The following is a 26,486-nucleotide window of genomic DNA, read 5'->3' on the forward strand; positions in this document are numbered from 1 at the left end:
GCCCCGTAACAGAAAATACTAAAGCTTAGAATATGCATCGATTTGAATGTGTTAGTAACTTTCTACACCGGGTGGCAACGTATGGACCACCATCCTTAATTAAATATATAAATCATATTTTTAGCAGATATTAGTTGTAACTAAATTGATTACATCTTTATGTAATTATTTTAGTTACAACTAATATAGAAGTCAATTCTTTTTTCCGAAAACATTAAATTTCTACATTATAACGAAATTCTGTGTTAACTTGTAAAAAAAAAAGAGGAGCCATCTCCTCTTCATAAATAAACACTATTTAATTTGTTCCTTATACTCATGGTTAACAACTACATACCACTTTCCTGTATCAAATTTTTCTTTATTAATCACGTAAACTTTATTTTGTCTCTTTACCTCCCCTGGTTTTAATTCCTTAGTAATAGTAGAGGTCTCACCTTTTTCAACCGCATAACTACTAGCTGCTAACACATCACTTTGATAAGCATTATCATTTTCATCCACTAAATCCACTGATGGTAAAACGGCTAATTTCATCGGTTCGTTTGTGATATTTTTCCCTTCTGCTTCTACAACAATAAAGACATGTCCATCTTCAGGTTTTTGGAATCCTATACTCTCTTTACCAACCTTATCTCTTTCTACAACTCTTTTTACAGTTACATCAAATTTAGGTGTATGAAAATCCTTGTTTACAGCATACTCTTTTTCTTTTATTTTTGATTTCTCTTTTGTTTGTTCTGTATTTTTCTGCTTTGTATTCTCTTTCGTTTTCGCCTCATCAGTTGTTTGCACTTTCTTTTCTTCTTGTTTAGAATTGGTTTCTTTAGATTCTGAAGAAGTTTTGTCGGATGTATTGCCGCAACCAGATAAATTGAATACTAAAGCGCCACCTAAAATACATGTAGTAAATTTTTTCAACATCTCTTTTTATCCCCCAATAACACGATATGTAAATTTCTTACTTATCATAGCAAAAAATATGATCTTAAATTGTTGTATCTTGTCGAATGATTAAGAATAATCAAGTTACTCCACGTCCTCTTTTATTATAAAGGTAAATATAACGTCTATAAAACCTGCTATAATAGGTTTTTACACCCTTAGCATACAATTTTTCACTTTCGGTAATGTGCCCCCTATTTGAAAGGTAATTGAAATATTAAGACCAACTGATAGAGGTGTTTATGTGGAATTATTTGAGTATTATAAAAAAAAGGGGAAGTTGAAGTGTTTAATTGGAACTGGGCTTTTTCTTTATGGATTAATTGGTATGTATAATACTTGGGGTAATATTAATTGGGGACCAGTAATCTTAATTATTATAGCTTCTCTTGTATTTTTTAGTATTGGATTTTGGCAATTAAGAAAAGGAAATTTACTAGAAAAAAATATAATTAAAAATGATTTAACATTTTGGGATATTGATACTTATGTTTTGTTAGAATTACCCGGCAATAATAAACATTTAGGTTTATATACTCCTGATGGAAGATATGTAGCAGGAACAAAGATGATTTCTTCAACATTACCTATTTTAAAAAATAAAGAAGTTTTTGGATTGGAAGCAAGTGATGGAGAAATCCTTGCATATTTTCAAAGTGAAGTTGAAAATTATGATTGGGCTATTTATGATTCGAATTATAATTGTGTAGGTATGTTTAAAGAAAATATGATACAAGGATTTGGAATGGTACGTGGTTCTTTGATGAATGAAAAAGAGATAAAAATTTCTGAGATAGAAGTGGAATTTGATTTTTTCGAAACGTCTTTTCGTACAATGGATGATCGTATATTAATAAACTGCAAGAGGGGATATATGCCTTTAGAATGGAGTGAAAGATTTGGCTTAAATGTACCGATTATTAAATTAGGTAATAATATTTCTAATGCTGAAAAAATATTTGGTTTAGGTATTCTTCTTTATATTTTAGAAACAATTAAAGTAAGAAAAAGTAGGATTTTTAATGATTAGAATTAAATATTTATATTATGAAATTTATTGAATCTTTTATTAGGGATTACATCGCTGAAAGTAAAATATTGTATACTTCGGAATTACTTTACGTTCACTTCTTGAAATTGATGAGCATTTGTTATGCCAGAACCAACTGGAAATGGAAACGGCAAGCGAGTATACTCCGCTTGCCGTTTTTTCATAGCTTCGTATGTATTTGAATTCCTTTCGCTTTCTCTTCTTCACCCTTCACACGTACAATTAAATCATATGATCCGGATTTTGGCGCTTCAAAAGAAAGCAAACCTTCTTTTTGAGAAGTGACTTCTTCTTCATAAATGACCTTATCGTCTTTTGTGACTTGCAATAAAATCGTACCTTCTTCAACTGCTGCCTCATAAGGAATTTCCAGATTTCCTTTTTCAGCTTTAAGCGTTTGTACATCGTAATACCCCTGCAAAGAACCAATTGTTAAAGTCGTTTCGCCATTTTTTTGAACCTTTGTGACTTTTGTTGCTGTATTACATGCGCTTAACAATACAACAAGAGTGAAAATGAGAAATGAACGAAGCAATTTCATAGAGAGTCCCCCTTCCATTAAATATATTAAGGATAAAATATACAATCTAACATATCATTACAATTATAGTTGAAAAATAAGGAAAATTATATAACAGGAAATGCAACTATAAACAATCACTGACCATTAGTCTACAACCATTCCCACACCCCAACACAAAACAAAAAAGCACCAGGTCCCCCTAGTGCTCTCCCTCTAAAACAAATGACAAGCCACTTCATGCCCTTTCGCAATCTCAACCATCTTCGGTACTTCCTGTGCGCATTTTTCAGTGGCGAATTTGCAGCGCGTTCTAAATTTGCAGCCGGATGGTGAGTTTAGTGGGCTTGGTACTTCTCCCTCTAGGATGATCCGTTCTTTTCCTATGTTTGTTGGATCTGGTTCTGGCATGGATGAGAGTAGTGCTTGTGTGTATGGATGTGCCGGTTTTGTGTATAGGTCTTCGCTGTCGGCAATTTCTACTATGTTTCCTAAGTACATGACTCCGATTCGGTCTGATATGTGCCTTACCATAGATAGGTCATGTGCGATGAATAAGTATGTGACTCCTGTTTCTTCTTGGATGTCTTGCAGCATGTTTACGACTTGTGCTTGGACTGAGACATCGAGTGCTGAGATTGGTTCGTCACATAGGATAAAGTCTGGTTTTACAGATAGTGCGCGCGCGATACTAATGCGCTGGCGCTGGCCCCCGCTAAATTCGTGCGGGTAGCGATATAAGTGTTCTTCTTTTAATCCTACCTTTTTCAGAAGGTCTAAAATGATTTCTTTTTGTTCTTCTTTTTCGTAAGAACCGTGAATGTTCATCGGTTCGCTAATAATTTGGAATACATTCATTGCCGGGTTTAATGATGCGTATGGATCTTGGAAAATGATTTGCATTCTTTTTCGATATTCTTTTAGTTCACTTTCCTTTAAACTTGCGATATCTTTTCCGTCGAATAAAACGTTACCTGAAGTGACGTCGTGTAAACGAATGATGCTTCTTCCTGTCGTTGATTTCCCGCAGCCAGATTCTCCTACTAACCCGAATGTTTCACCTTTTTTAATTGTAAAGCTTAAGTCATCGACTGCTTTTAATTGCTCTGTTTTTCTGCCAAATAGTCCTTTTTTAATAGGAAAATACTTTTTTAAGTTCCGAACTTCAATTAAGTTTTCTTCATGCATGTGAATCACCTACTGTCTTATCGTTTAACCAGCACATGGAACGTCTTTCGTTTCCGACTTCAAAATATGGCGGACGTTCTTTTTCACAAATGTCCATCGCATGCGGGCAACGCTCTGCGAATGGGCAACCTTGTGGCGGGTTTAATAAGTTTGGTGTTACACCTTGAATAGGAGCGAGTCTTTCTTTTACGCCGTTCGCTATTTTTGGCAGAGAGTTTAATAGCCCTTTCGTATATGGATGATTCGGCGATTGGAAAATATCAAGTACAGGTCCTTCTTCCATAATAAGCCCGCCGTACATAACGATGACGCGCGTACAGTTTTGCGCGACAATTCCTAAGTCGTGCGTAATAAGAAGTAACGCCATATTCGTTTCGTTCTTTAAGTTTTTCATTAAATCTAGTATTTGCGCCTGTATCGTTACATCAAGTGCCGTCGTCGGTTCGTCAGCAATAAGAAGGTCCGGATTACAAGACATCGCCATTGCGATCATAACCCTCTGCTTCATACCACCGCTTAGTTCATGCGGATATTGTTTTACGCTTTCTTCTGGTGACGAAAGGCCAACTTGTTTTAACAAGTTGATCGCGATCTGCTCTGCTTCTTTCTTTTTCACTTTTTGATGACGTATAATTACTTCCGTCATTTGTTTCCCAATTTTCACGACCGGATTTAGCGCTGACATTGGGTCTTGAGAGATAAGTGAAATTTGATTTCCTCTAATAGAACGCAATTCTTTTTCAGATTTAGAAAGTATGTTTTCATTATGAAAAAGGATTTCCCCTTCTTTCACTTTTCCTGGTGACGTAACGAGAGACATAACAGACTTCGCCATTACACTCTTCCCGCTTCCAGATTCCCCAACGATACCGACTACTTCTCCTTTATTTAAGCGAAATGTAACACCGCGAACCGCTTCAACTTCGCCACTTTCTATGAAAAAAGAAGTTTTTAAATTTTTCACTTCTAGTAGTTTTTCAGACACGCTTCTCACTCCTTTCACTTAACACTTTAGTTTTCATGTCCGGCTCCTTTTGGTGCGAAAGCTTTCTTCAATGCTTCACCAATTACGTTAAAACTCAGTACCGTTAAAAGGATAAGGAATCCTGGGAAGAGCGTTAAATACCAAGCTTCACCAATATATCCTTGCGCATTGTTTAGCATGCTGCCCCAAGAAGAATCTGGTTCTCTAATACCTAAACCTAAGAAACTAAGTGATGATTCCATTAAAATCGATGTCGCAATCGTTAATGTCGCGGCGATAATAATGGTTGATAAAATGTTAGGAATGATATGTCTTACAATAATCATAAGTGATTTTTGTCCTGATACTTTTGCGTATAAAACGTACTCACGCTCTTTTACAGATAACGTTTCTGCCCTTACGATACGGGCGGTGTCCATCCATGTTAGTAATCCGATAATAAGAACTAACGTCGTAATTCCTGGTTTTAAATACGCATTTAATAGTAGCATTAAAAAGAATGATGGAATTGACATAAGCACTTCAACAACTCGCATTAAAAAGTTGTCTAACTTTCCGCCAAAATACCCGCTAATTGTTCCAACTGCAGTACCGATTGTAATAGAAACAACCATCGCAAGGAAACCGACCGCAAGTGAAACTCGTCCGCCATATAACGCTCTCGTTAAGTAATCCCTTCCGTAATCATCCGTTCCGAAAGGATGACTCATACTCGTTTCTTGTAAGCGATCTGGAATCGACATTTTGCTAGAATCGTACGGCGATACGAATGCGAAAATTGATGCGACCGTTAAAATCGCAAGTATAATAACTCCCATTGCAACAAACTTATTTTTCGTAAAACTATGTTTTATCGTTTGAAATCTCCTACTATTCATTCCAAATCACCCCCTCATTCGAATGCGCGGATCTACTACGCCATATAAAATATCAGCAATTAAGTTACCGAGAATTAACATGAATGATGATAGTAATGTAATTGCCATGATAATCGGATAATCAAATCTAAAAATAGCATTTACCCCAAGTGAACCAAGACCCGGCCATGAAAATACTGTTTCCGTAATGAACGCTCCGCCTACTAAACTTGGAATCGATAATCCGAAAATTGTAATGATTGGTATTAATACATTTCGAAGTACGTGATTAAATAACACTGTTTTCTTTGAAGCACCATACGCATATTGAATTTGTACATATTCTTCTTCTAATTGCTGAATCGTACTTGAACGAATATATCTCATATAAACAGATACGTTTTGGAACGCTAACACCATGCAAGGTAAAATACCGTGTTGCACAATATCCCAGACAGAATCTTTACCTACGGTGCGCATACCCATACTCGGAAGTAGGTTCAATTTTAAAGAGAATAAGTAGACTAATAGTAGTGCAAACCAGAAAACCGGCATAGAAATACCAACGTATGAAATAAAGTTTCCAATGCGGTCAAAGAATGAATTCTTTTTCACACCTGTAAATAGTCCAAGCGGTATTGCGATTACGAATGAGACGAGTAAAGATGATCCCATTAATCCAATTGTTGCAGGTAATCTTTCTGTGATAAGTTCCAAAACAGGACGATGATTTTGAAGTGAGTAACCAAAGTTTCCTGTTAAAATGTTTTTTAACCATAAAAAATACTGCACGTAAATTGGTTGATCTAGTCCTAAACTTTTGCGAATACGCTCCACATCAATTGGACTCATATTTGGCGTTACAAAGTTTCGAACTGGATCCCCCGGTGCTAGTTTTATTAATAGAAAAGAAATAATAGAAATAACAAATAAAAGCGGAATTGCATTTAAAAGCCTCTTCGCAATTACTTTATACACAAACTTCCCCCCTCAAGCTAAAGAAGCTGATTTCCACCAGCTTCTTTATTGTTTCTTATTTCACTTCATAAATCTTAGATAGATCTTCAAACATTGTGACAGGAATTGCTTTCGCTTCTTTTAATCCATCAAACTTTTTATCTACTGCAATAACTGCTTTCGGATACGCGATTGGGAGATAAGGTACGTCTTCTCTAGCTGTCTCTTGAATCTTATGGTATAACTCTGCGCGTTTTGTTTTATCTGTCTCAACTGCAGCTTCTTCCCATAACTTATCGAAATCAGCGTTTTTATATCGTGCATAATTGTATTCAGCATTACTTAAGAATAAGCTCTTATATGAATCTGGCTCAGGTCCCATTATGTAACCACCAAATGTAATTTCATATTCTTTATTCTCTTTATCTAAGCCTTTTTCACTTGCTGCACTAGCATCTAATGCATTTAGTTCAACTTCTAAGCCAACTTCTTTTAATTTTTGTTGTGTATAAAGCGCTAAGCTTTCCATGATTTTATTATTCGTTACATACATCACACGTACTTTTTCGTTATCTTTCACGCCAGCTTTTGCTAATAAATCTTTCGCTTCTTTTTTATCATACTTATAGTCTTTAATATCTTTCGCATAATACATAGCGTCTGGCGTTAAGATTGAATTTGCTGGTTCTGCAAATTCACCCGAAACGAATGCTGAGTTAATCATTTCTTTTTTATCTAACGCATGCGCAATTGCTTGGCGCACTTCTTTTTTCTTCATAAGATCAGTATTCATGTTATAAGATAAGTAGAATAATCTACCTTCAGGGAATGTCACCATTGAGAAGTTCCCAGTGCTATCTAGTTTCTTAAAGTCTTGCGGCTCAATCATTTTCATGTTGATTTGACCATTTTGCAGTGAAACATTTGCTGTATTACGGTCTTTTACAACGCGGTATACGATAGAGTCTAATTTAGCTTTCCCACCTACATAATCATCAAATCGATCTAATGCAACGTACTCATCTGATTTATACTCTTTAAACTTAAATGGCCCTGATCCTACAGGCTGTAAGTTTTTCTTACTCTTCGCTAAATCTGCTTCCCCTTCAAATACATGTTTCGGAATTGGGAAGAAATCATTCATCACACCTTCGAAAGATGCGCTTACTTGTGGTAAAACGAATTGAGTGGTTAACTCATCTACCTTTTTCACCTCAAGCGGCTTTCCTTTAAAAATAAAGTTTTCACGACTTGAGCTATTTTGCTTCTCATCTAAAATAGATTGGAATGTAAATGCTATATCGTCTGATGTAATTTTCTTACCATCATGCCATTTCAAATTATCTTTTAACTTCAGTGTCCAAGTTAATTGATCTTCTGAAGGCGTAAAGCTCTCAGCAAGAACAAACTTTTTCTTACCGTCTTCCATATGATATAGCGGCGCATATAAAGCTTGCTGCACAGTTAATGACACACGATCATTCGCATAAAGCGGATTCATCGTATCTGGATTATCGCTAACACCAATCGTTAACGTTCCTCCATCTTTCGGAGTCCCTGATTTACTAGTGCCCGCTTGCTTCGAATCTTTTTCCCCTGAACAAGCAGCTAATGCAATAAATAATAGTAGGACAAATGGTAATACAAACAACTTCTTCTTCATATTTCGACCCCTCTCGACTATTTACACCTATAAGAAAACTCGGAATTAATACCGAGTTTTCTTATAGGTTTTAAATTACCACTACCGGTATGTATTGTCAAACTTTTTCGCAAAGGTAGAAAGTTTGTAATCTATTAATGCATTCTTGCGATAAACTATATTTATGCGGAGGAGAAAATAAAAAGACCACGAATAAGTAGCCTCATAAAATGAGTTAAAAAACTATCAACTTACAGAAACCCCCTCTAAAATGATTGTTTTATATGATCGAAAATGTAGAATAAAATTAAAGACAAAAAACACGTTTAGGAGGTTATCATGACATTTGATGAATTGAAAAAAATAAACCAACAACCTCATGGTTTGAGTATGATGAAGATGGGGAATTTTTTACTGAAGAAAATATAAGTGCAACAAATACAGTTCTTGACACTTACATTAACAATTTACAGCAATTAGGAGAGAATCCAACCGAAGTCGAAGTAATGCAAGTTGTTAAAGAGGTAGTTATTAAATTAAATGAATTAAATATCGAACATGACCATTTTATCGAAACAATGGAAAGAGAAGATCTCTATGAATTTATCGATACAGCAGCACGAATAGCTGGCTTAGAATCCGAGGAAGATATAACAGAAGAATGGCGTGAATGGTAAAAAGTTGCATCTCTAATAATTAGAGGTGCAACTTTTTCATATACCAATTGAATGAATGATTTGATGTCCGCGCAGAATTCATATATTTCAATATAATATTAAAAGGCTTCAATTATAAATACTAGCACACCCATCCTGACAAAAAAGACCACCAAAAGGCAGTCTCAAAACTCAATCTTATTCCCTACTCCTTGCTCCAACGCTTTCTCATACAAATACTTCGCAACGATAATATCTACTACCGCTAAACCAACTGATTTGAAAATAGTAATCTCTTCATCATTTTCGCGTCCAGCTTTTTCTCCGCTTATAATTTGACCAAGTTCAGCGTGAATGGCGTTTGCTTTGAATAAACCTTCTTTTATCGGAACTTGAAGGTCTCCTGTTTCGTCTAGTGCTGCTTCTTTTGATTCAACTACTACTTTGTTTGCGCTTGTGATGGCGTGAGATGGTAGTTCTTGCATGCTCGGTCTGAATGAGCCGACGGCGTTTACGTGGACGCCTTTTTGTAGTGTTTCTGAGAAGACTGGTGTGGATGCATTCGTAGTTGTGACGATGATGTCTGCTTCACGTATCGCTTCATTTGAATCCTTGTAAACGTAAGCTGGTTTGCCTAATTTCTCTTGTATATATTGCGCAAATGCATATGCTTTTTCTTCTGTGCGATTGTATAAGATGACTTTTTCGATATCTCTAATCGCAAATATTGCTTCAGCAATTCCTTTCGCTTGTTCACCCGTGCCGATAATGCATAAAGTTTTTGCGTTATGACGAGCTAAATATTTTGTCGCTACTCCTGATAAGGCGCCTGTTCGGATCATCGTTAAGTACGATCCTTCTAAAAGTGCGAGCGGTTCTCCCGTTTGAAAGTCTAATAGCATCACAATCCCGTTGATCGTTTTCTTTCCTATCTGTTTATTTTGCGGGACTACCGTTACTATTTTTACTCCAAGTGCCTCAAGTCCTTCCGCTACTGAAGGCATAATTAATGCCGTATTTTGCTCGTTCGCAAATGGTAATGAGCCTCTTATTGGTGTAATCGTTCTTTCTGCGGAAAATTCTTTTAAAGCAAGCGCCGCGTATTCAATAACTTCATTCATATTTACTAAGTTTCTTTGTTCGTTCGCGCTTATGACTAGCATATCTTTCCACCCCCTCCTCTTATCCTAACAAAAATCCTCGATTCAAATCATCTCTCGGGTCTACAACAAACTGATGAAATCCTGTAATAAAGGCATTCCCCGTTACTTTTGGAACGACAGCTTCATATGTATCTACTGCGGTTACCGACAATACTTCCCCCTCGAATTTCCCGTCAGTAATGCATTCATGGACGAAAATTTCTCCCTTTTGTAAAGCATCTTTTTCAAAAAGAGTTGCGATTCTCGCTGAAGTTCCTGTACCGCAAGGAGAACGATCTACTTGCCCATCAGCAAAAATCGTTACATTTCGTAGCGTAGCACCTTTGTCTTTCGGTTCATCTGAAAAAATAACGCCGTATATTCCTTTTAAACCTTCTTCAAGTGGATGCTTCACTTCCATTTTGCTCTCTATATAATGTTTAATTTTACCGCCCCACATTTGAATAGCAGATAAATCTTTGAAATCAACTTTCAAACCAAATTCTTTACAGTCTACTACCGCATAAAAAGCTCCTCCAAACGCGATATCTACTTGAAATTCATAGTCATCTATTTTAATAGGAACGTCTTTTTTGTATACAAATGAAGGAACATTTTCAAATGATACAGATTCTACTTCACTCCCGTTATATGTTGCATACGCAATAACTTCCCCAGCTGGGCTATCAATAATGAACTTTTGTTTTTCCCCCTTTACTTCAAACATGCCTGTTTCAATTCCAACTGTAATAACAGCGATAATACCGTGACCACACATCGTACTCCAGCCTTCATTGTGCATAAATAATACGCCAAAATCAGCGTGAGCACTTGCTGGCGGTGTAATGATACAACCGTACATTCCGTGATGCCCTCTCGGTTCATACATCAGAACTTCACGAAGATGGTCCAAATGTTCCATACAGTACGCGCGTCTTTCCAGCTGCGTTTCCCCTTTTATTTCTGGCACTCCGCCCGTAATAATTCGAAGTGGTTCCCCAGATACGTGTGCATCAATCGTTGTATATATTTTACTAACCTTCATTTCGATCTCTCCCCTATACGTTGATACTCTTTTCATTGCAAATATCATGCCAACGCATAGGGTATAAATTTGTATGCATTGTTTAGAAAAACATACACTACTGTCTATTTTTTTATACACTGTCCAGAGGCTATGTTATGGGGGCCCCCTTGATACAACCAGTCTTATTATTTTCAATGTAAAGTTAATTCGCTCCCCAACATATACTGTTCAAAAGCAAAAAGGAAGTGATCCAATGTACTACGGAACAAAGGGCTGGTACGTAGCTGAACTAAAAAAATTAGGTGTGCGCTATCATGAAGGACGAAAACTAGAAAGTTACCGCGGGCACATATTACGCAATTTATTAATCGCACAACAAGAGAAATTAAAAGAACAGTAATAGATTCTCCTATCACAATATCAACTTATCGCCGCCTACAAACTGCCAATCAATCACACATCAAACTACACTAAAAAGGTCACCCAAACGGGTGACCTTCCTTTCTTATTCACAAACAAGAATTTGTCTAGTAAATGACCCTTTTCTTGTAATACAGCGATCTGTAATTTCAAATCCTGCTTCATGGATCATGTCATCCATTGTTTCCATCGTGACAACGACTACCTTTTTAGCGATGCGGCGCGCACTTGAAAGAATGGAGAGCTGATCTTCTGGTGTGGCATGCGTAAATAAGTCGTATGGCATATCAATAATGGCAACGTCATAGTTCTCAGTAATTTCCTCGATCGGACCTTTTGTTACTGTTCCTTCAAATCCGAAATGTGCGATGTTTTTTCTCGTTCCAAGAACTACAAGTGGATTTATATCTCTACCAACGATGTTAATCCCCATAGAAAGTGCTTCTACTACTACTGTTCCAATACCGCAGCACGGGTCAATTGCTCGTACTCCCTCTGGATTTGGTACAGCGATATTTGCAACTGATCTCGCAACACGTGTGCTAAGAGATGTCGAATAACTATGCGGTTTTTTTATGTGATGATACCAAACTGGTTCGCTTTCTACATAGTGCCCGAAGTACCAGCGTCCTCCAAGAGGAACAATCCCGAATACACGCTCTGGATTACGAACATCCGCTTCTCCTTCAATATGCATGCCGAGGTCTCGTTCAATAAGACGTCTTTCTCCATATTCAATTTTATTCTCTCCAACAAGGTCATTAATTTTAACGAAGATGACTTTGAACGTCGCTCCTGCCAAGTCAATTTGTTCCACTTGTTTTAAGATACTTTCTAAGTCGTCTCCTTCATACATAACTTCAATTCGCTCTTTCATAAACGCACTTCTACTCGGGTCAATTTTGACATCACTTTTTAAAATATTAACGTGGGACTCCATTCCAAAGAACGAGCGCATTTCCAAGTAACATAAAGCACGCTCCTCCTCACGAAATGCATACGTATATATACAGGCAGGTGTTTTACTATGATTATTCAATCTATTATCATCCTCTATCGTTTAAAATTGTTATGATTACAATTACTCAAATACTTTTCTTTTGTATATAAAATTAAATGATATCATATGCCGGAAATAAAGAGAAACGTTAATAAATAAAAGAGACTGCCAATGGCAATCTCTTATTATTTATTAACGGAAAGAAGACACGTTGTTACCCATTTCTTCATAGTAATCTAAAATACCTTGATAAATAGCTTCCGCTGCACTTTGTCTCTGCGCTGGTGTAGCTATTTTATCTGCATCACTTTTATTATCTACAAATGCTAATTCTGCTAATACAGCTGGCATTGTATTTTCTCTAATTACGTATAAATCGCCTTTTTTCACACCACGATCTTTTGTCCCCAGTGCATCTACAAGACGCTCTTGAATTTTTTCTGCTAATAAACGACTTTCTGATACGTTAGGATTTGTTCCTCTTGCTGTCGCTGATTCATAGTAGAATGTTTCTGTACCTTGTCCATTTTTCTTTTCCGTACCATTACCATGAATACTTACAAAAATATCCCCATTATTTTTTTGAGCAAATTCTACACGTTTCTTTAAAGAATCAGGACCACTTGTTCCTGGACGTGTATCATCTGTACGAGTGAATAACACAGTAAATGGTGTCTTTTTCTCAAATATTTTCTGTAATCGCAATGATACATCTAATACAGTTTCACTTTCTTTCTCATAATAACCTGGATTACCTGAATCAACTCCACCATGACCTGGATCAATGATAATCGCTTTTCCTTCTAAGAAGTTACCTTGCTTCACTGGATTTAATTGATTTTTATTAACCCATTGGAAACCAGCGCCCATGCGGATACGAATCCAACTGCCGCTCTCTTCAATAACAGTTACTTGCTGTGCGTTATGTGTTCCCATTACTTTTGACGAAGAAGAAGCTTCTGCATAAGTAGTGAATCCTTCATTAATAACTTCTGTTTTCTCTACTAAAGGTGTCCATTTATCACCGTTACTTGTTGCAATTTTGATCCATCCATCTCGTTCTTCTTTAATTTCTACCGTTTGTGGATTATGCTGATTCGCACTAATCCCAGAACTTAATGATGGTGCGTGATATGTAATGAATTTTCTATCTATGTACATTTTCTTTGTTTCTACTGGACGATCACTATTCTTGCTAAATTTATCTGTTTGCGCAGTAAGCTGAGCTGCTTGTTCACGCGTAATAGAATCATTCGGTTTCCAGCCATTCTCTGTACCTAAAGAAAGTTTTAATTCTACTAAAATATTAACTTCTTCTTTACCCCAATGATTCTCTAAATCAGCGAATTTTGTAGGAACTGGTCCTGTTACTTTGCTTTTCAGATTATATGCTCTTACAAGCATAGCTGCCATTTCAGCACGAGTTACTTTTCCTTCAGGATCAAATACTCCTGGTTCTCGCCCTTTAATAATATTCTCTTTTTCCATGGCTGCAATAAATGAAGCTGCCCAATTATTTTTTGCATCATTATAAGACGGCTTTGCATTCGGATCTACTTTAGCACCAATTGCTGTTGCGATAATCTTTGCTGCCTGGGCACGTGTTAAATTTCCGTATGGCATAAAGTTACCATCTGGCATACCGTTAATTACATTTCTCTCTACTAAATAATAAATTGCGTCTTTCGACCACGCACTATCTGAAACATCAGGAAATTTCTTCGTTTCTGCTAAACTACTAATTGGATGTGCTAGTAAATTTGCTGCTAATAAACCTGCGGCTATTGCTTTGTACTTCATGAAAAATAAATCTCCTCTCAAAACTTCATATTCATACATTTTTTTAAATCAAGCTAACTAAAAAATATTAACTATTAATTAATTCCTTTCATAGTGTATAACATTATATATCTATAGTAAATACGTTTCCGGCCTTATAACAAAAATCGCATATATATAACTTATAATGAATGTATATAAAATAAAACTTTAATCAGCCGGCAAATAGCGGGATTAAAAAGCGATTAGAACATGTCTCCTAATCGCTTTGCCAAATAAAAAGCTGATTAAAAATAATATCTTTAATCAGCTCTCTATTATCTATGAAATTATTCTTCAATTAAATTAGACATTACATATGCATACACTAATGCTTCTGTATGCGCAATAGAACTTTCATGTGTACGTTCAAATGCGTGAGAAGAATCAATACCCGCTCCAATTAAAGCATGTTTCACATCAAATCCCGCGCGAATCGCAGCTGATGCATCAGATCCGTAGTATGGATAAATATCTACTTTATATTCAATATGATTCGTTTTCGCAAGCTCTACTAAATGTTTACGCAGTGCGTAATGATACGGGCCGCTAGAGTCTTTTGCACAAATAGATACTGTATATTCATCAGATGCTTGTCCATCACCTAACGCTCCCATATCAACTGCTAAGTATTCAACAGTTTCTTCAGGAATGTTAGAATTACCACCGTATCCAATCTCTTCATTATTAGAAATTAAGAAATGCGTCGTATATGGTAATGTTACGTTTTCATCTTGTAATCTTTTAATTAATTTTAATAAAATCGCAACACTTACTTTGTCATCTAAATGACGGGATTTTATGTATCCACTCTCTGTAATTTGAACACGCGGATCAAATGAAACGAAGTCTCCTACTTCAATTCCTAATTCGCGTACTTCATCAGCTGAAAATACGCGCTCATCAATACGAACTTCAATATTTTTCTCATCGCGTTTTGCTTCACCTGCATCTTTATATACATGTACAGATGTTTGATGCATTAAAATCGTTCCTGTATATGTCTTGCCACTTGATGTTTCAATTTCGCAATATTCCCCTTCTACAGAGTTCCAGCGAAATCCACCAATCATAGAAAGACTCAGGCGACCATCAGGCTTAATTTCTTTCACCATCGCACCTAACGTATCAACGTGTGCCGTTAATAAGCGGTGCTGCGCATCATTCTTCCCTTTTACCGTTAAAATAAGAGCTCCCTTATTATTACGTTTCGTTTCTACGTTCCACTCACTGACATAGTTTTCAATGAAATTAATAATTTTTGCTGTATTTCCAGATGGACTTGGAATAGAGACAAGCTCCTTAATCAGTTCCATCGTTTCTTTCGTATGGTGTGCCATTGTCGTTTCCTCCTCATTTTCTCTACTATTCAGTATACAAAATTCGCCAGAAAACCTCTACTTATATGGCCTAATTTTCTAAATTGTAGTAAAATTCTTTTTAGTATACAAAAGGAGCCCTGAAATATGAATATATCAAAAAAATATATACACATTGCACTCATTTGGTTTTTAGCATCATTATTTTGTTTACAAATCTCTTATGCCATTCATACTACTACTTCTATTACAATCGGCTGGATATTAACAGCTATCTTCTTCATTATTAGCTTCATTGCAACAAGAAAGCATAGCGTTACTCAGTAACGCTATGCTTTTCCTATAAAACTATTCTTCTGAAACATCTAATAAATAAATCCCTCTTTCAAATCCACCGCGTTCTATCTCTTTTTGCTTACGAAGGCGTTCCACATCTTCAATCGATGCACCTTCTGCACGTGCTAATGAAATGATAACCTCTAGCGCATCTGCAAGAGAATCTAGTGCATGTTCGCGTTCTTTCATAGAAGCAAATTCACGAATTTCTTCCGTTCCAATTTTCGCTAAAGCTTGTATGTATGCTTGACCTGTTAATTTTTGTGCTGTATACGTTTTTCCAGACATTAAAATCTTCTCTGGAACACGATCTCTTACTAACTTGTTATATGCTGACATCATTCATCCTCCTATATTTAATAACATCCGAGCTCTGCTTTATAGAAAAACCATTTTTTCTTCACGCATGCACTTAACATATCAATTCCTGATCCATGTGCTCTTACATGTGGAAAGAAATAGTGCTCTAAGTCTTCGTCCTTACCATATAGAGTTTGATACTCATCTGGAATCGCTTCTTTTTTCACATCTTTTTCTTTCGTCACCCCGTCAGAAAATGCAACACTTGGATGTCCCTCAAAAAATAACGCAGTCCGAACTGCCAAAGATGGTGTACTATGCAAAGCAGAATATGTAAGCAAAATAATAGTGATAACACCGATCATTTTCTTCATGTATTGCTCCTAAAAAAAGTGCTAACACAATTATACTAAAATGTGTTAGCACTTTCTCCCCTTTATCCCGAATTAACGAGCTAATAATCAGTGAGGAATGGACAAACATTATTCCCCTTTAAATGCTGGTAAACGTTTCTCTAAAAACGCAGCAATTCCTTCTTTATGATCCGCTGTTTGTCTCATTGCATATTGACCACGCTTTTCTAATTGCAATGTTTGCTCTAAATTAGAGCGATTTACTTCACATAAAATTTGCTTCGTTTGAATCATTGCTTTAATCGGTTTTTGTGACCATTCATTAATCTTCTGCTTCACAGCCGTTTGGAAATCTTCGCCGATTACTTCATCAATTAAGCCGATATCAAGCGCTTCTGTCGCTGATAATTTCTTACCTTCCCAAATAATTTGCTTCGTCATATTTTCACCGACACGCTTTTGAAGGAAGAAATGACCGCCTCCATCTGGAATTAAAGCGATTCCAATAAAGTTCATTGCAATAACAGATGATATATCCGCCATTACATAATCAGCTGTTAACGCAATACTTAACCCAAGACCTGCAGTCGGTCCATGAATTGCACTAATAACAAGCTTTGGCATCGTATATAATGTCACGACAACTTCAGAAATGGTATTCATAATGCCATCAAACTTACTTTCATCATTACTTGAAAGCATCGATTTAATATCCCCACCCGCAGAAAAACCACGGCCGTTCCCGCATAACACAACGATATGCGCAGAACTTTCCGCTACTTCTTTCAACTTTTGTAATAACTCTTTTAAGGTCGGCTCATCCAACGCATTTAACACCTCTGGGCGATTGACCATAACCGTTGCAACGTGGCCTTCATATTTCACAACGACAGATTCTGTTTTACTTGTTATTTCCATTATATATACCCCTCTTTTCTCCATAAAGATTATACTTATATAATTATAGAAAACCACTGAAAAATCCTTCTTTTTTCTCAATTTTCTGTCTAATAATCTCGCAATTTGTACATATACCGTATAAAACATACAATTCCGTTGAAAAATATAGAAATTAAAGTCGGTTTATCCATGCTTTTCATCTATTTACCATTACAATGAAATGGTGTATTCTTAAGTTTGATAAAAAACAAATATTGAAATTCATTCGCCTTACTATGTAAAAAAGGCTTTATACCCATCTTTTGGGTGTTGTAATAAAGGAATGAAGAACTGGAGGAACATATGGTTAATAAGTTGAAACAAACGGATAACTACTTCCCACATTTCCTATTGCTATTCATTGTGTTTCAACCAATTTTAGATTTATTAACATCTTTTTCAATCTATATACTACACATGAGCGCAACAGTTGGAGTTGTAGTCCGTTTCGCCTTTATGCTTCTTGCATTAGGATACCTACTTCTTCATCACAAACAACAAGATGCGAAAAAGTACATCCTCTATTTATGTTTACTTGGAATCGCACTCGCAATCGGTCTTGTAAATAATATGATGGTTAAATCTCCAGTTTCATTTGGAGAAGAAGTTAAATTTATCTTAAAGAGCGTATATCCAATTGTGCTACTGTTTGGATATATTATCGCCTTTAAAGAGCTAAAAAATAAAGAATATGTATTTCATAAAATCATTACATATTTCTTATATGCAACTTTAATTTTAAGCATCACAATGATTGTCGCAATGCAAACTGGAACGGATTTCCCAAGCTATCCTCACTCAAAAATCGGTTCAAGAGGTTGGTTCTTCGCTGGAAATGATTTAAGTTCTCTTTTCGCCATTATGTTCCCAATCATTGTCTTATATTCAATTCATAAAACAACTTCTTTCTCGAAAATATATTACTGGATTCCAACAATACTTGCGATGTATGCAAGTATTATGGTCGGAACGAAAGTCGGATATGGCGCAATTGTTATTACATTAGGCGTAGCACTTTTCTTCTCATTCATTGAGTACATGATAAATCGTAAAAAAGAAGGAAAAGGATTCACACATATTGTAAATACCGTTGTTGCCACTGTTATACTAGGAGGTTTAATTGTTCTTACACCGCATACTCCTATCGCAAAAAATATGGGCATTCACATGCAAATATACGAATACAAAAAATCAGTACAAGAAGAGAAAGATCGAAAAGAAGGAAAAGTAATTAAAGAAGATCCAGAAGATGCAAAAAAACATGCAAAAGGTGAACTTACAGATTCTGAAGTAAAAAGTTTAATTTACAGCGATCGCGACAAATTCTTAAAAACATACAAACAGTACTATAAAGACGCACCGCTTTCACAAAAACTATTCGGAATGGGTTACGCTGGTAACTACACAGATAAAATTAAATTAATTGAAATGGACTTCCATGACCTATTTTTCGCATTTGGAATTGTCGGTTTCCTTATTTACTTAATACCACTTCTATACTTTGGTATTAAATTATTCATCCGCATGATCACAAACTTTAAGAAAATCATGACCGTAAAGTATATGCTATTAGCGAGCACACTCATTCTATCACTTGGCATTGGCTTTATGTCTGGCCACGTATTAACAGCGCCAGCCGTTAGCATTTTCTTCGTTGTTATTCTCGCTTATATCATTGTTGATTTTGAAATTGAATAAAAAGAAGGTGCTACGAAATATTAGTAGCACCTTCTTTTTTATTTAATTAATGTTTTACGTATTCTAAGCTTTCTTTTGCAATATACGCTTCTGTTACAGTAGGATTATCTGAAATAACTTTAACCCACGCTTTTCCATTTATTATTTCTTCACCAGTAACTGTGACAACTACATTTGTATTTAAACGATACAGTCGCTCATTTGATATACTAGGATTCTTTTTCACTTCCACGTTATTCATCACACGTGCAAGTTTGTACTTGTTGTATTCTTTTTTACCTAAATAAGAATCAAAACGGTTCATATGCCCCGCTACTTTTTTACCCCAGTTCGCATCAGATGCATATTTAGCATTTAAACCAGCAGCTTTATCACCTGTATATGTTGCTGTATAACGCCAATGTCCTGGATTTAAATATCCTTCATTCATGTATAATTTTGCTGCATGTTCAATACAATCTTCTTTTGAATTGAATGCTTCTCCGTTACCATATGGACTATCGTCTGTTGCTTTTAAACCAAATAAATTATTTTTGTCTTTTGCAAGAGCGCTTGTTCCATAATAACTTTCATGAATTGCTAATGAATATAAGAATAATGCATTTACATTATACTTGCTTTCTACTTCTTTAAATTTCTTTCCTAAACCAATTAATGGAGAGTCTGGCTTAATCGATTTCACATAACTATCTAGTTGTTCAGCTGTATAATCTGTTTTCGAACGTAATGATAAATAATTGAAATATTGATAGAAAGTTTCGTCTCCGAATGTCTTTCCATCTACACTATACATTTGCTGTCCTTGCTTCATGAAAGAAGGTGCCACACCATATCTAAATTCTGTATATCCAGGTGAACTTGTATTATATGTATAATATTTATGGTATAAATATCCATCTGATTTCACATAATAAGACGACTGTTTCATTTCATTGGTAGGAATTAAAGTGATTTCATTCTTCTTCACATAACCTGTCAAACCAGAAAGTTGAACTTTCACACGATCTTCGCCAACTTCTAACACTTTCAATTCTGTTCCATACTGAATATACGTATATACTGTTGCTAAATTCTCATCATAAATATTAATGATGTTTTGCCCAGTTATTCTTTTCGCACTTGCAAAACCATCTTTAATCCATAAAAATTCGTTCTCGTATTTTACCGCATTCATACCTTTATTTTGAGCAGCCGTAACCGCTTCTTTATACGTATTATAGCGCTCTACTTCTTGCTCTGTTCCGTTTTCTCTTACATTTGTCACAACATATTTCTTAGTTTCTACAGGATTGCTATTTCCGTTTTTTTCAATTGTCTGAAGCATGCGATCCAACATAGCTGAAGCCATCCCTCTTGTAGCTGATAAATGTGGTCTAAATGTATTATCTTCTGGATACCCTTTAATAATTTGAGTAGCCACCATAACTTGCACATGCTCTTTATAGTTAATACTATCTTTATCAGTAAAGGTAAGCGGACTTACAGCTACTTTAATATTTTTATAGTCTAACGCTCGCTTTACCATGATCGACATTTCTTCACGTGTAATCACATCATTTGGTGAGAACGTCTCGTTCGTACGACCATTAATAATTTTCGCTCCATATGCTCTACTTACACCATCATATAAACCGTAAGTCTTCGGCACATCCTCGAAATTCGAATCAGCTTTCGGTAAATTTAAAGCCCTTGCTATGAATGTAGCAAACTCTGCTCTTGTTACTAATTTATCAGGCGCATATACATTGTCTCCATACCCCATTAAAACTCCTTTAGTAATAAGTGAGCGCATATTCGTCTCAAACATATGTCCTGTAATATCATCATTTGCCGCATAACTTGAAATAGGAGTTAAAAGTAATGATCCCGTTAATGCCACTGCTGTTATACCTTTTGAAAAAGTCTTCAAGGTTATCCTCCTCGTAATCTACGAATTTATTATCACAAATTTGATTATATAATAATCACAATCATTTTAGCATAATAAATAGGAATTAAAATAAAACGTTTTTTAATTAGAATTTTCATTACATTCAAAACAAAATAAAAGGCACTTTACTTTTTTAATAAAGTGCCTTTTTCCATATGATCAATGAGTTTCTTTGTTGCCTGTTTGCCTTGCAACCGAAGCTCATCTATTGTCAATTGTAACTCTTGCTGCACAGTTCCTTGTTGCATTAATTGCTTTTTCGCAATCTCATATAAATATTCAGCACTCCATTCGCCATCCACACTTCCTATAACTGGCTGATTCACTTGACTTAAAAACGAATCAATTTTCGGATCGTATGAAATCCCGACCATTGGAGTTTTGGCTACAGCAGAAAAAACTAGTGCATGAAGACGCATACCAATTAGTAATGAACATTGTGATAAAATGAATATTTTCTCGTCGATATCCATTTTATATGGAAGCATATACGTCTCTTCTCCCATTAAGTCTACTACTTCACGCGAAGCTTTTTGATCAAATGGCTCATGCATTGGAACAAATAGAATTTGGTATCCTTCTTGCTTTAATTTTTTTAATGCCGCAGCTAATTTTTTTATATAATCTTCTTTTGCATTCCAATAACGCACACTAACCGCAATTACTTTTCCATGTATCGAATGCTTTTGCAACCAATCCGATTGTTTTGTCCGTTTCCATGTTAAAACAGGGTCTGGAACAATTTCAATATCGTTTTTTATGCCAAGTTCTTTTAAATATAAAAACGAATCCTCATCTCGAACTGATACATAGGAAGCTTTTGACAAGTTCCATTTTACTAATAGACGATTATATCCTTTTGTAATTGGACCTATTCCTTGTGAATAAATATAATACGGCTTTTTTAATAATCGAGCGAGTCCCATAATACCCGTATAATATAGAATACTCTTCGTACTTGTCTGATCTTGAAGAAGGCTCCCGCCACCGCTAATAACTCCATCACTGTTTTTGATTGCATGATAAACAGCTTTTATATCCCAGCGATCTACCGATTCTACACCATACATTTCCTTTGTATATTTAGAATCATTTGATAGTACTACTAGTTCTATATCCGGGTTCTCTTTACTTAACGATTCAATAATTGATTGTAGAATCGCCTCGTCTCCAACATTATAAAAACCATAATATCCTGATAAGACTAAACGCACCCTAAATCTCCTCCAAAACTAGGTAACCGTTTATTTCATCTAACATAAACTAGTACCCATTCCTTACCTAAACACTTGATACCCTACATAGTTTCCTCTTTATCAGTTCATATGAATTATAATAAAAAATTAAATTTCTATATTTATCTTTTCAAAAATGGTATTTTGTTTATTGATATCCATTTTAATTTCAAAGCACATACACCATACAAAATGGTTGTAATACTTAATGCTATACCACTGAATAATAACGTCATAATTCTTGAAGATGTAATATTTATCACATTACATAGTTCATACAATCCTAGTCCCAAAATACATGCTATTGCTAGCACACCAAAAAAGCTTTTTAAATGAATAGAATAGGCAATATAGCTTCGAATATACAAATGATTTACAATACAAACCAATACGTAAGTAATGAATGTACTATACGCCGCTCCATCTATGCCAAACTTCTGCACGAACATTATGTTTAACACGACTTTCACACAACTCGCACCAATAACAATCCATGCAGCTTGTGCAGAACGGTTAATGCCCTGTAAAACACCTATTGATAATACCATAACCGCAGTAAAATACGAACTGCCAATCATAACTGTTAACATACTACTGCCTTTTACATCTGTGAACAATCCGACATTTAACGGTACTGTTAATGCCATCAACCATATTGTTAACGGTGCTGTCAAAACATGCGCTAGTCGATTTGTATTTTGAATTGTTATTTTCGCCAAATTTATATCTCTTTTGGCCAATGCGGAAGTTAAGAGTGGTATTAACGGAAATACAATTGCACTTGCAAAAATAACAATTATTTGCGTGAATGCAAAACCGCGACTGTATATTCCAAATTGTTCTTGAATTTCTGTTGATGATCCTTGTAATACATGCGGTATTGTAAGCGAGTCTACTAAATTTAAAAGTGGCATTGATAAAGCTCCAATAGCGATTGGGATCGATACCCGCAATATCTTTTTGCCGTTTTCTCTTAAATCTCGGAGCGAATAGGAATTGCTTTTATTGTAGTATGGACTTCTATTATATTTTATACGCAAATATATAAGCGAACTAATGACTCCAAGAAAAGAGCCAACCATCGCACCACTAGTAATAACAGTATTACTCTTATCCCATGATACTAGTATGTAAGCAATTATTAACATAAAAAACACACGTACAAATTGCTCAATGACCTGTGATACCCCTGTTGGTTTCATATCACCGAAACCTTGAAAATACCCTCTATACACCGCCATGTATGGCGCAATGAGTAATGCTAATGAAGTAATAAGCAACGGCATTCTAGTTTCTTGTCCACCAAGCATATTTGCAATTTCAATAGAAAATAATACAATGACTAAACAGCCGAAAACGCCAAATGCTATCCCAATAATTGACGCTGATTTAAATAATTTCGCAATTTCCTTTTGCTTATTTTTTTCGTTCAACTCTGCAATTAGTTTCGAAATTGCAAGTGGAACTCCGGCTACCGATAATGTAAGAGCAATCATATATACAGGAAAAACAAGGCGGAAAATACCGAGCACTTCATCTCCTGCAATATTTTGTAATGGAATTTGAAAAAAACTACCCAGCAATTTCGACAAAAAAGTTGTAATGGTTAAAATTGCTGCTCCTTTTACAAATGTTTTATTCATATTTTTTCTCTTTTCTTTTATACATATACTCTCAAACATATTGTTTTAAACGATAGGAATTCACTTTATCCCATTGGTTATCATAACAAATTTATTATAGGTTGAATACTTGGTTTTTTTTTCAAAATAGAAAAGAGAACCCATTTAAGCCTGTCTCTTCACAATATTTTTTCTAATTCCTTCCATTATATATGTACACACTATAACCGTTTCTGTTACTCAAAAGAGCCCTTCCTCTCTATCACTGCGATACATATTACTAAAAACATTATAAAAATATCCCACAACTCTACATTATAATTTATGTAAGATTGTGAGATATTCTAATTACCATCTAAACACTTAAAATTTTCAATTGCTCTTTCTGTTCATTGCTTGCCATTACTGCGATTGTTTTTTCAATACTCGGATGTACTTGCTCAAGCTTTACACTTGCTCCTACTTTATTTGATTGCTCAACAAAATTTAATAATGCCATAGCTCCTGATACATCCATATAACGCACATCTTTCATACGTAAAACAACCGGTGACTTCACATCTTGTAAAGTAGAGAAAATACGATCTACTGATAGGAAAGAGAGCGGTCCTTGAATTGTGTACGTTTCTTCTTTTTCTTTTACGATAGAAGTTTTGCGTTCTTTACATTTCACCATATATATGATGAACGAAAGAATAATACCGAATGCAACAGCAATCATTAAATCGAACTTCACCGTTACAATCATCGTTACGAGCATAACAACGACATCACCTTTAGGAGCGACATGCATCTTTTTCATGCTTCCCCAATCGAACATTCCAATACCAGTTAAAATTAAAATACCTGATAATACAGCAAGTGGAATATATTGTACGACCGAACCAAGACCCATAATAAAAATAAATAAGATAACACTATGCATACATGCCGAAAGTGCCGTTTTACCGCCACTTCTTATATTCACGATAGACCTTACAGTCGCACCTGCACCTGCTAATCCGCCAAACAATCCGCTCATCATATTACCGATACCTTGTCCGACCAGTTCTTTATTACTTTTATGACGTGTACCTGTCACATTATCCATTACGACCGATGTTAACAACGAGTCAATCGATCCTAATAAAGCAATACTAAGCGCTGGCAAAATAAGTGCTGCTATTCCTGTTCCACTTAAAGATGGAATATGAAGCGTAGGCATCGCTTCTGGAATGGTTCCAATCTTTTCAATTACTTTATTTAGTGAAAGATTTCCGATAATCGGTAACTTTACTGTAAGTCCTTCGAGTAAGGAAGAAAATAAAGGAAGCAAAGCTGTCACACCGACTAGTGCTACTAAACTAGACGGAATCGCCTTAATCCATTTACCAGAAACAATCATTACAATAATCGTTAACACAACAAGTAAAAAACTATTTTGTACGTGCTTTATTTCGCCTAAAATAATGATTAATGCAATACCATTCATAAATCCCGAAACGACAGGATACGGAATATATCGAACGTAAGAACCGAGCTTACATACACCGAATAAAATTTGAAATAACCCTGCCATCATAAAGGCAATAAAACTTGCCTCTAACCCGTGCGTCGCAATAACTCCTGTTGCAATAACGGTAATTGGTCCTGTTGGCCCTGTTACTTGCCCAGGTGTCCCGCCAAATAACGCTGCGAATAAACCTGCAAAAATCGCACCATACAATCCAACAAGCGCTCCCTCAGACGTTCCTGTCGCGGCAATACCAAATGCAATCGCAAGTGGTAACGCAACAATCGCAACAGTAAATCCTGCTAAACATTCCTTTGCTATTTTTTGAAACATAAAAAAACCACCTTTGTATAAAGTCCATGTTCCATTGTACACCTAAAAAGATACATTCGTTAGCTCACTTTTTACATTCTCGTGACGTAAACGTATTCAACGAAAAGTTTTCCCCTTATCTTTGGAAACAATTGCAACTATGCTATAATGAACAAATTAAATCTTTTACTATATACTTGGAGGCACTATGCTAACTTTTGAAGAAAAATTATCGATTATTGAATCTTTCCCAGAACTAGAAAGAAAGAACGTATCATTAAAACGTGTAAACTTCCACTTTGAAGAAAGTCGTTTAGATAAAAAGAACGTTGTATTTCATTTACACCCAAATGGAAATGGATTTGTATATGCAAGCGGTATTAAAGGTTATAAAACAGATGATAAAGGCATGGTTAACATCCGTGAGTTTTCAGCAGAGGAGTTACGTTCAGTAATTGCGAAATCAATTGACCTTCTATCACAAGAAGAAGTAGTAGCACCTGTAGAACCTGCGAAAGAAGAAGAATGGCAGAACGAAGATGGTCATATTCTTACTCTTATTTCAGAGGATGACATGTGGAACGTGTACGCTGGTGTAAACTTAGACGGTACATTCAACTCTTATCCAGAAGCTGCGGAATACCTTGATGAAGAAGGCTTTTCACGCAAATAAAAATAGAAACCTATTTCATTCAACGACTTTTATAGTAATCAAAGAAGACACTTAAGGTGTCTTTTTTTG

At 35.6% G+C, this 26,486-nt stretch carries 24 protein-coding genes and 1 pseudogene; 6 read left to right on the forward strand and 19 right to left on the reverse strand.

The window, feature by feature from the left end:
* Nucleotides 1-294: 294 nt before the first annotated feature.
* A complete protein-coding gene (locus tag ACUN13_RS10715; RefSeq protein WP_000913402.1) occupies nucleotides 295-924 on the reverse strand; it encodes a hypothetical protein in 630 nt (209 codons plus the stop codon).
* A gap of 265 nt (nucleotides 925-1,189) precedes the next feature.
* Here ACUN13_RS10715 and ACUN13_RS10720 point away from each other — a divergent pair, with 265 nt between their 5' ends.
* Nucleotides 1,190-1,975, forward strand: a complete 786-nt coding sequence (locus ACUN13_RS10720; RefSeq protein ID WP_048519086.1) for a hypothetical protein — start codon at nucleotides 1,190-1,192, stop codon at nucleotides 1,973-1,975.
* 181 nt (nucleotides 1,976-2,156) lie between these two features.
* On the opposite strand, the gene ACUN13_RS10725 is transcribed toward ACUN13_RS10720, so the two are convergent.
* The 6 genes from ACUN13_RS10725 to ACUN13_RS10750 form a co-directional block, all read right to left on the reverse strand.
* Nucleotides 2,157-2,537 (reverse strand): BA_1872 family lipoprotein, encoded by a 381-nt coding sequence (locus ACUN13_RS10725; protein WP_088346748.1) that lies wholly within the window; start codon nucleotides 2,535-2,537, stop codon nucleotides 2,157-2,159.
* Nucleotides 2,538-2,732: 195 nt separating this feature from the next.
* Nucleotides 2,733-3,704, reverse strand: coding sequence for an ABC transporter ATP-binding protein (locus ACUN13_RS10730; protein WP_000544129.1), 972 nt, complete (start codon nucleotides 3,702-3,704; stop codon nucleotides 2,733-2,735).
* Nucleotides 3,697-4,689 (reverse strand): ABC transporter ATP-binding protein, encoded by a 993-nt coding sequence (locus tag ACUN13_RS10735; protein WP_445423773.1) that lies wholly within the window; start codon nucleotides 4,687-4,689, stop codon nucleotides 3,697-3,699. The genes ACUN13_RS10730 and ACUN13_RS10735 overlap by 8 nt, the downstream gene beginning before the upstream one ends.
* 26 nt (nucleotides 4,690-4,715) lie before the next feature.
* Nucleotides 4,716-5,567, reverse strand: a complete 852-nt coding sequence (locus ACUN13_RS10740; RefSeq protein ID WP_342761677.1) for an ABC transporter permease — start codon at nucleotides 5,565-5,567, stop codon at nucleotides 4,716-4,718.
* Between the two features lie 6 nt (nucleotides 5,568-5,573).
* The gene (locus tag ACUN13_RS10745; RefSeq protein ID WP_445423774.1) at nucleotides 5,574-6,524 is read right to left on the reverse strand and encodes an ABC transporter permease; all 951 of its coding nucleotides are present in this window, start codon (nucleotides 6,522-6,524) and stop codon (nucleotides 5,574-5,576) included.
* Nucleotides 6,525-6,579: 55 nt separating this feature from the next.
* Nucleotides 6,580-8,166, reverse strand: coding sequence for an ABC transporter substrate-binding protein (locus ACUN13_RS10750; RefSeq protein WP_257115883.1), 1,587 nt, complete (start codon nucleotides 8,164-8,166; stop codon nucleotides 6,580-6,582).
* Nucleotides 8,167-8,484: 318 nt separating this feature from the next.
* Here ACUN13_RS10750 and ACUN13_RS10755 point away from each other — a divergent pair.
* A pseudogene (locus tag ACUN13_RS10755) lies at nucleotides 8,485-8,822 on the forward strand (hypothetical protein).
* Between the two features lie 164 nt (nucleotides 8,823-8,986).
* Here the strand turns inward: ACUN13_RS10755 and ACUN13_RS10760 are convergent.
* Both ACUN13_RS10760 and ACUN13_RS10765 read right to left on the reverse strand, forming a co-directional pair.
* The gene (locus tag ACUN13_RS10760) at nucleotides 8,987-9,964 is read right to left on the reverse strand and encodes an ornithine cyclodeaminase family protein (protein WP_025687940.1); all 978 of its coding nucleotides are present in this window, start codon (nucleotides 9,962-9,964) and stop codon (nucleotides 8,987-8,989) included.
* A 19-nt stretch (nucleotides 9,965-9,983) separates the two neighbouring features.
* Nucleotides 9,984-10,988 (reverse strand): proline racemase family protein, encoded by a 1,005-nt coding sequence (locus ACUN13_RS10765; protein WP_257115882.1) that lies wholly within the window; start codon nucleotides 10,986-10,988, stop codon nucleotides 9,984-9,986.
* Nucleotides 10,989-11,094: 106 nt separating this feature from the next.
* Between ACUN13_RS10765 and ACUN13_RS10770 the strand changes: the two genes are divergently transcribed.
* Nucleotides 11,095-11,370, forward strand: coding sequence for a YflJ family protein (locus ACUN13_RS10770; protein ID WP_445423783.1), 276 nt, complete (start codon nucleotides 11,095-11,097; stop codon nucleotides 11,368-11,370).
* Between the two features lie 105 nt (nucleotides 11,371-11,475).
* Here ACUN13_RS10770 and ACUN13_RS10775 read toward each other — a convergent pair whose 3' ends face one another.
* The 3 genes from ACUN13_RS10775 to ACUN13_RS10785 form a co-directional block, all read right to left on the reverse strand.
* Nucleotides 11,476-12,429 (reverse strand): TRM11 family SAM-dependent methyltransferase, encoded by a 954-nt coding sequence (locus ACUN13_RS10775; RefSeq protein ID WP_001059319.1) that lies wholly within the window; start codon nucleotides 12,427-12,429, stop codon nucleotides 11,476-11,478.
* Nucleotides 12,430-12,582: 153 nt separating this feature from the next.
* Nucleotides 12,583-14,190, reverse strand: a complete 1,608-nt coding sequence (locus ACUN13_RS10780; protein ID WP_025687938.1) for an N-acetylmuramoyl-L-alanine amidase — start codon at nucleotides 14,188-14,190, stop codon at nucleotides 12,583-12,585.
* 308 nt (nucleotides 14,191-14,498) lie between these two features.
* On the reverse strand, nucleotides 14,499-15,548 hold the full coding sequence (locus tag ACUN13_RS10785) for a M42 family metallopeptidase (protein ID WP_000930085.1): 1,050 nt from the start codon (nucleotides 15,546-15,548) through the stop codon (nucleotides 14,499-14,501).
* A gap of 126 nt (nucleotides 15,549-15,674) precedes the next feature.
* Between ACUN13_RS10785 and ACUN13_RS10790 the strand changes: the two genes are divergently transcribed.
* On the forward strand, nucleotides 15,675-15,854 hold the full coding sequence (locus ACUN13_RS10790) for a hypothetical protein (protein ID WP_001027085.1): 180 nt from the start codon (nucleotides 15,675-15,677) through the stop codon (nucleotides 15,852-15,854).
* Between the two features lie 21 nt (nucleotides 15,855-15,875).
* Here ACUN13_RS10790 and ACUN13_RS10795 read toward each other — a convergent pair whose 3' ends face one another.
* From ACUN13_RS10795 to ACUN13_RS10805, 3 genes are all read right to left on the reverse strand, one after another.
* Nucleotides 15,876-16,202 (reverse strand): nucleoside triphosphate pyrophosphohydrolase, encoded by a 327-nt coding sequence (locus ACUN13_RS10795; RefSeq protein WP_001277350.1) that lies wholly within the window; start codon nucleotides 16,200-16,202, stop codon nucleotides 15,876-15,878.
* 17 nt (nucleotides 16,203-16,219) lie between these two features.
* Entirely contained in the window at nucleotides 16,220-16,537 is a 318-nt protein-coding gene (locus ACUN13_RS10800; RefSeq protein ID WP_000738198.1) for a hypothetical protein, read from the reverse strand.
* A 108-nt stretch (nucleotides 16,538-16,645) separates the two neighbouring features.
* The gene (locus ACUN13_RS10805; RefSeq protein WP_001999174.1) at nucleotides 16,646-17,458 is read right to left on the reverse strand and encodes an enoyl-CoA hydratase; all 813 of its coding nucleotides are present in this window, start codon (nucleotides 17,456-17,458) and stop codon (nucleotides 16,646-16,648) included.
* Nucleotides 17,459-17,758: 300 nt separating this feature from the next.
* Between ACUN13_RS10805 and ACUN13_RS10810 the strand changes: the two genes are divergently transcribed.
* Nucleotides 17,759-19,153, forward strand: a complete 1,395-nt coding sequence (locus ACUN13_RS10810; protein ID WP_342761676.1) for an O-antigen ligase family protein — start codon at nucleotides 17,759-17,761, stop codon at nucleotides 19,151-19,153.
* A 46-nt stretch (nucleotides 19,154-19,199) separates the two neighbouring features.
* Here ACUN13_RS10810 and ACUN13_RS10815 read toward each other — a convergent pair whose 3' ends face one another.
* From ACUN13_RS10815 to ACUN13_RS10830, 4 genes are all read right to left on the reverse strand, one after another.
* Entirely contained in the window at nucleotides 19,200-21,062 is a 1,863-nt protein-coding gene (locus ACUN13_RS10815) for an S-layer homology domain-containing protein (RefSeq protein WP_000847503.1), read from the reverse strand.
* 146 nt (nucleotides 21,063-21,208) lie between these two features.
* Complete coding sequence (csaB, locus tag ACUN13_RS10820) at nucleotides 21,209-22,297, reverse strand: polysaccharide pyruvyl transferase CsaB (RefSeq protein ID WP_001241591.1); 1,089 nt, start codon at nucleotides 22,295-22,297, stop codon at nucleotides 21,209-21,211.
* Nucleotides 22,298-22,440: 143 nt separating this feature from the next.
* On the reverse strand, nucleotides 22,441-23,961 hold the full coding sequence (locus ACUN13_RS10825; protein ID WP_001044001.1) for a putative polysaccharide biosynthesis protein: 1,521 nt from the start codon (nucleotides 23,959-23,961) through the stop codon (nucleotides 22,441-22,443).
* Between the two features lie 334 nt (nucleotides 23,962-24,295).
* On the reverse strand, nucleotides 24,296-25,765 hold the full coding sequence (locus tag ACUN13_RS10830) for a SulP family inorganic anion transporter (protein WP_048655873.1): 1,470 nt from the start codon (nucleotides 25,763-25,765) through the stop codon (nucleotides 24,296-24,298).
* Between the two features lie 187 nt (nucleotides 25,766-25,952).
* Between ACUN13_RS10830 and ACUN13_RS10835 the strand changes: the two genes are divergently transcribed.
* On the forward strand, nucleotides 25,953-26,417 hold the full coding sequence (locus ACUN13_RS10835; protein WP_146718339.1) for a hypothetical protein: 465 nt from the start codon (nucleotides 25,953-25,955) through the stop codon (nucleotides 26,415-26,417).
* Nucleotides 26,418-26,486 lie beyond the last annotated feature (69 nt).

It is taken from the genome of Bacillus cereus group sp. Bce041 (assembly GCF_052646455.1).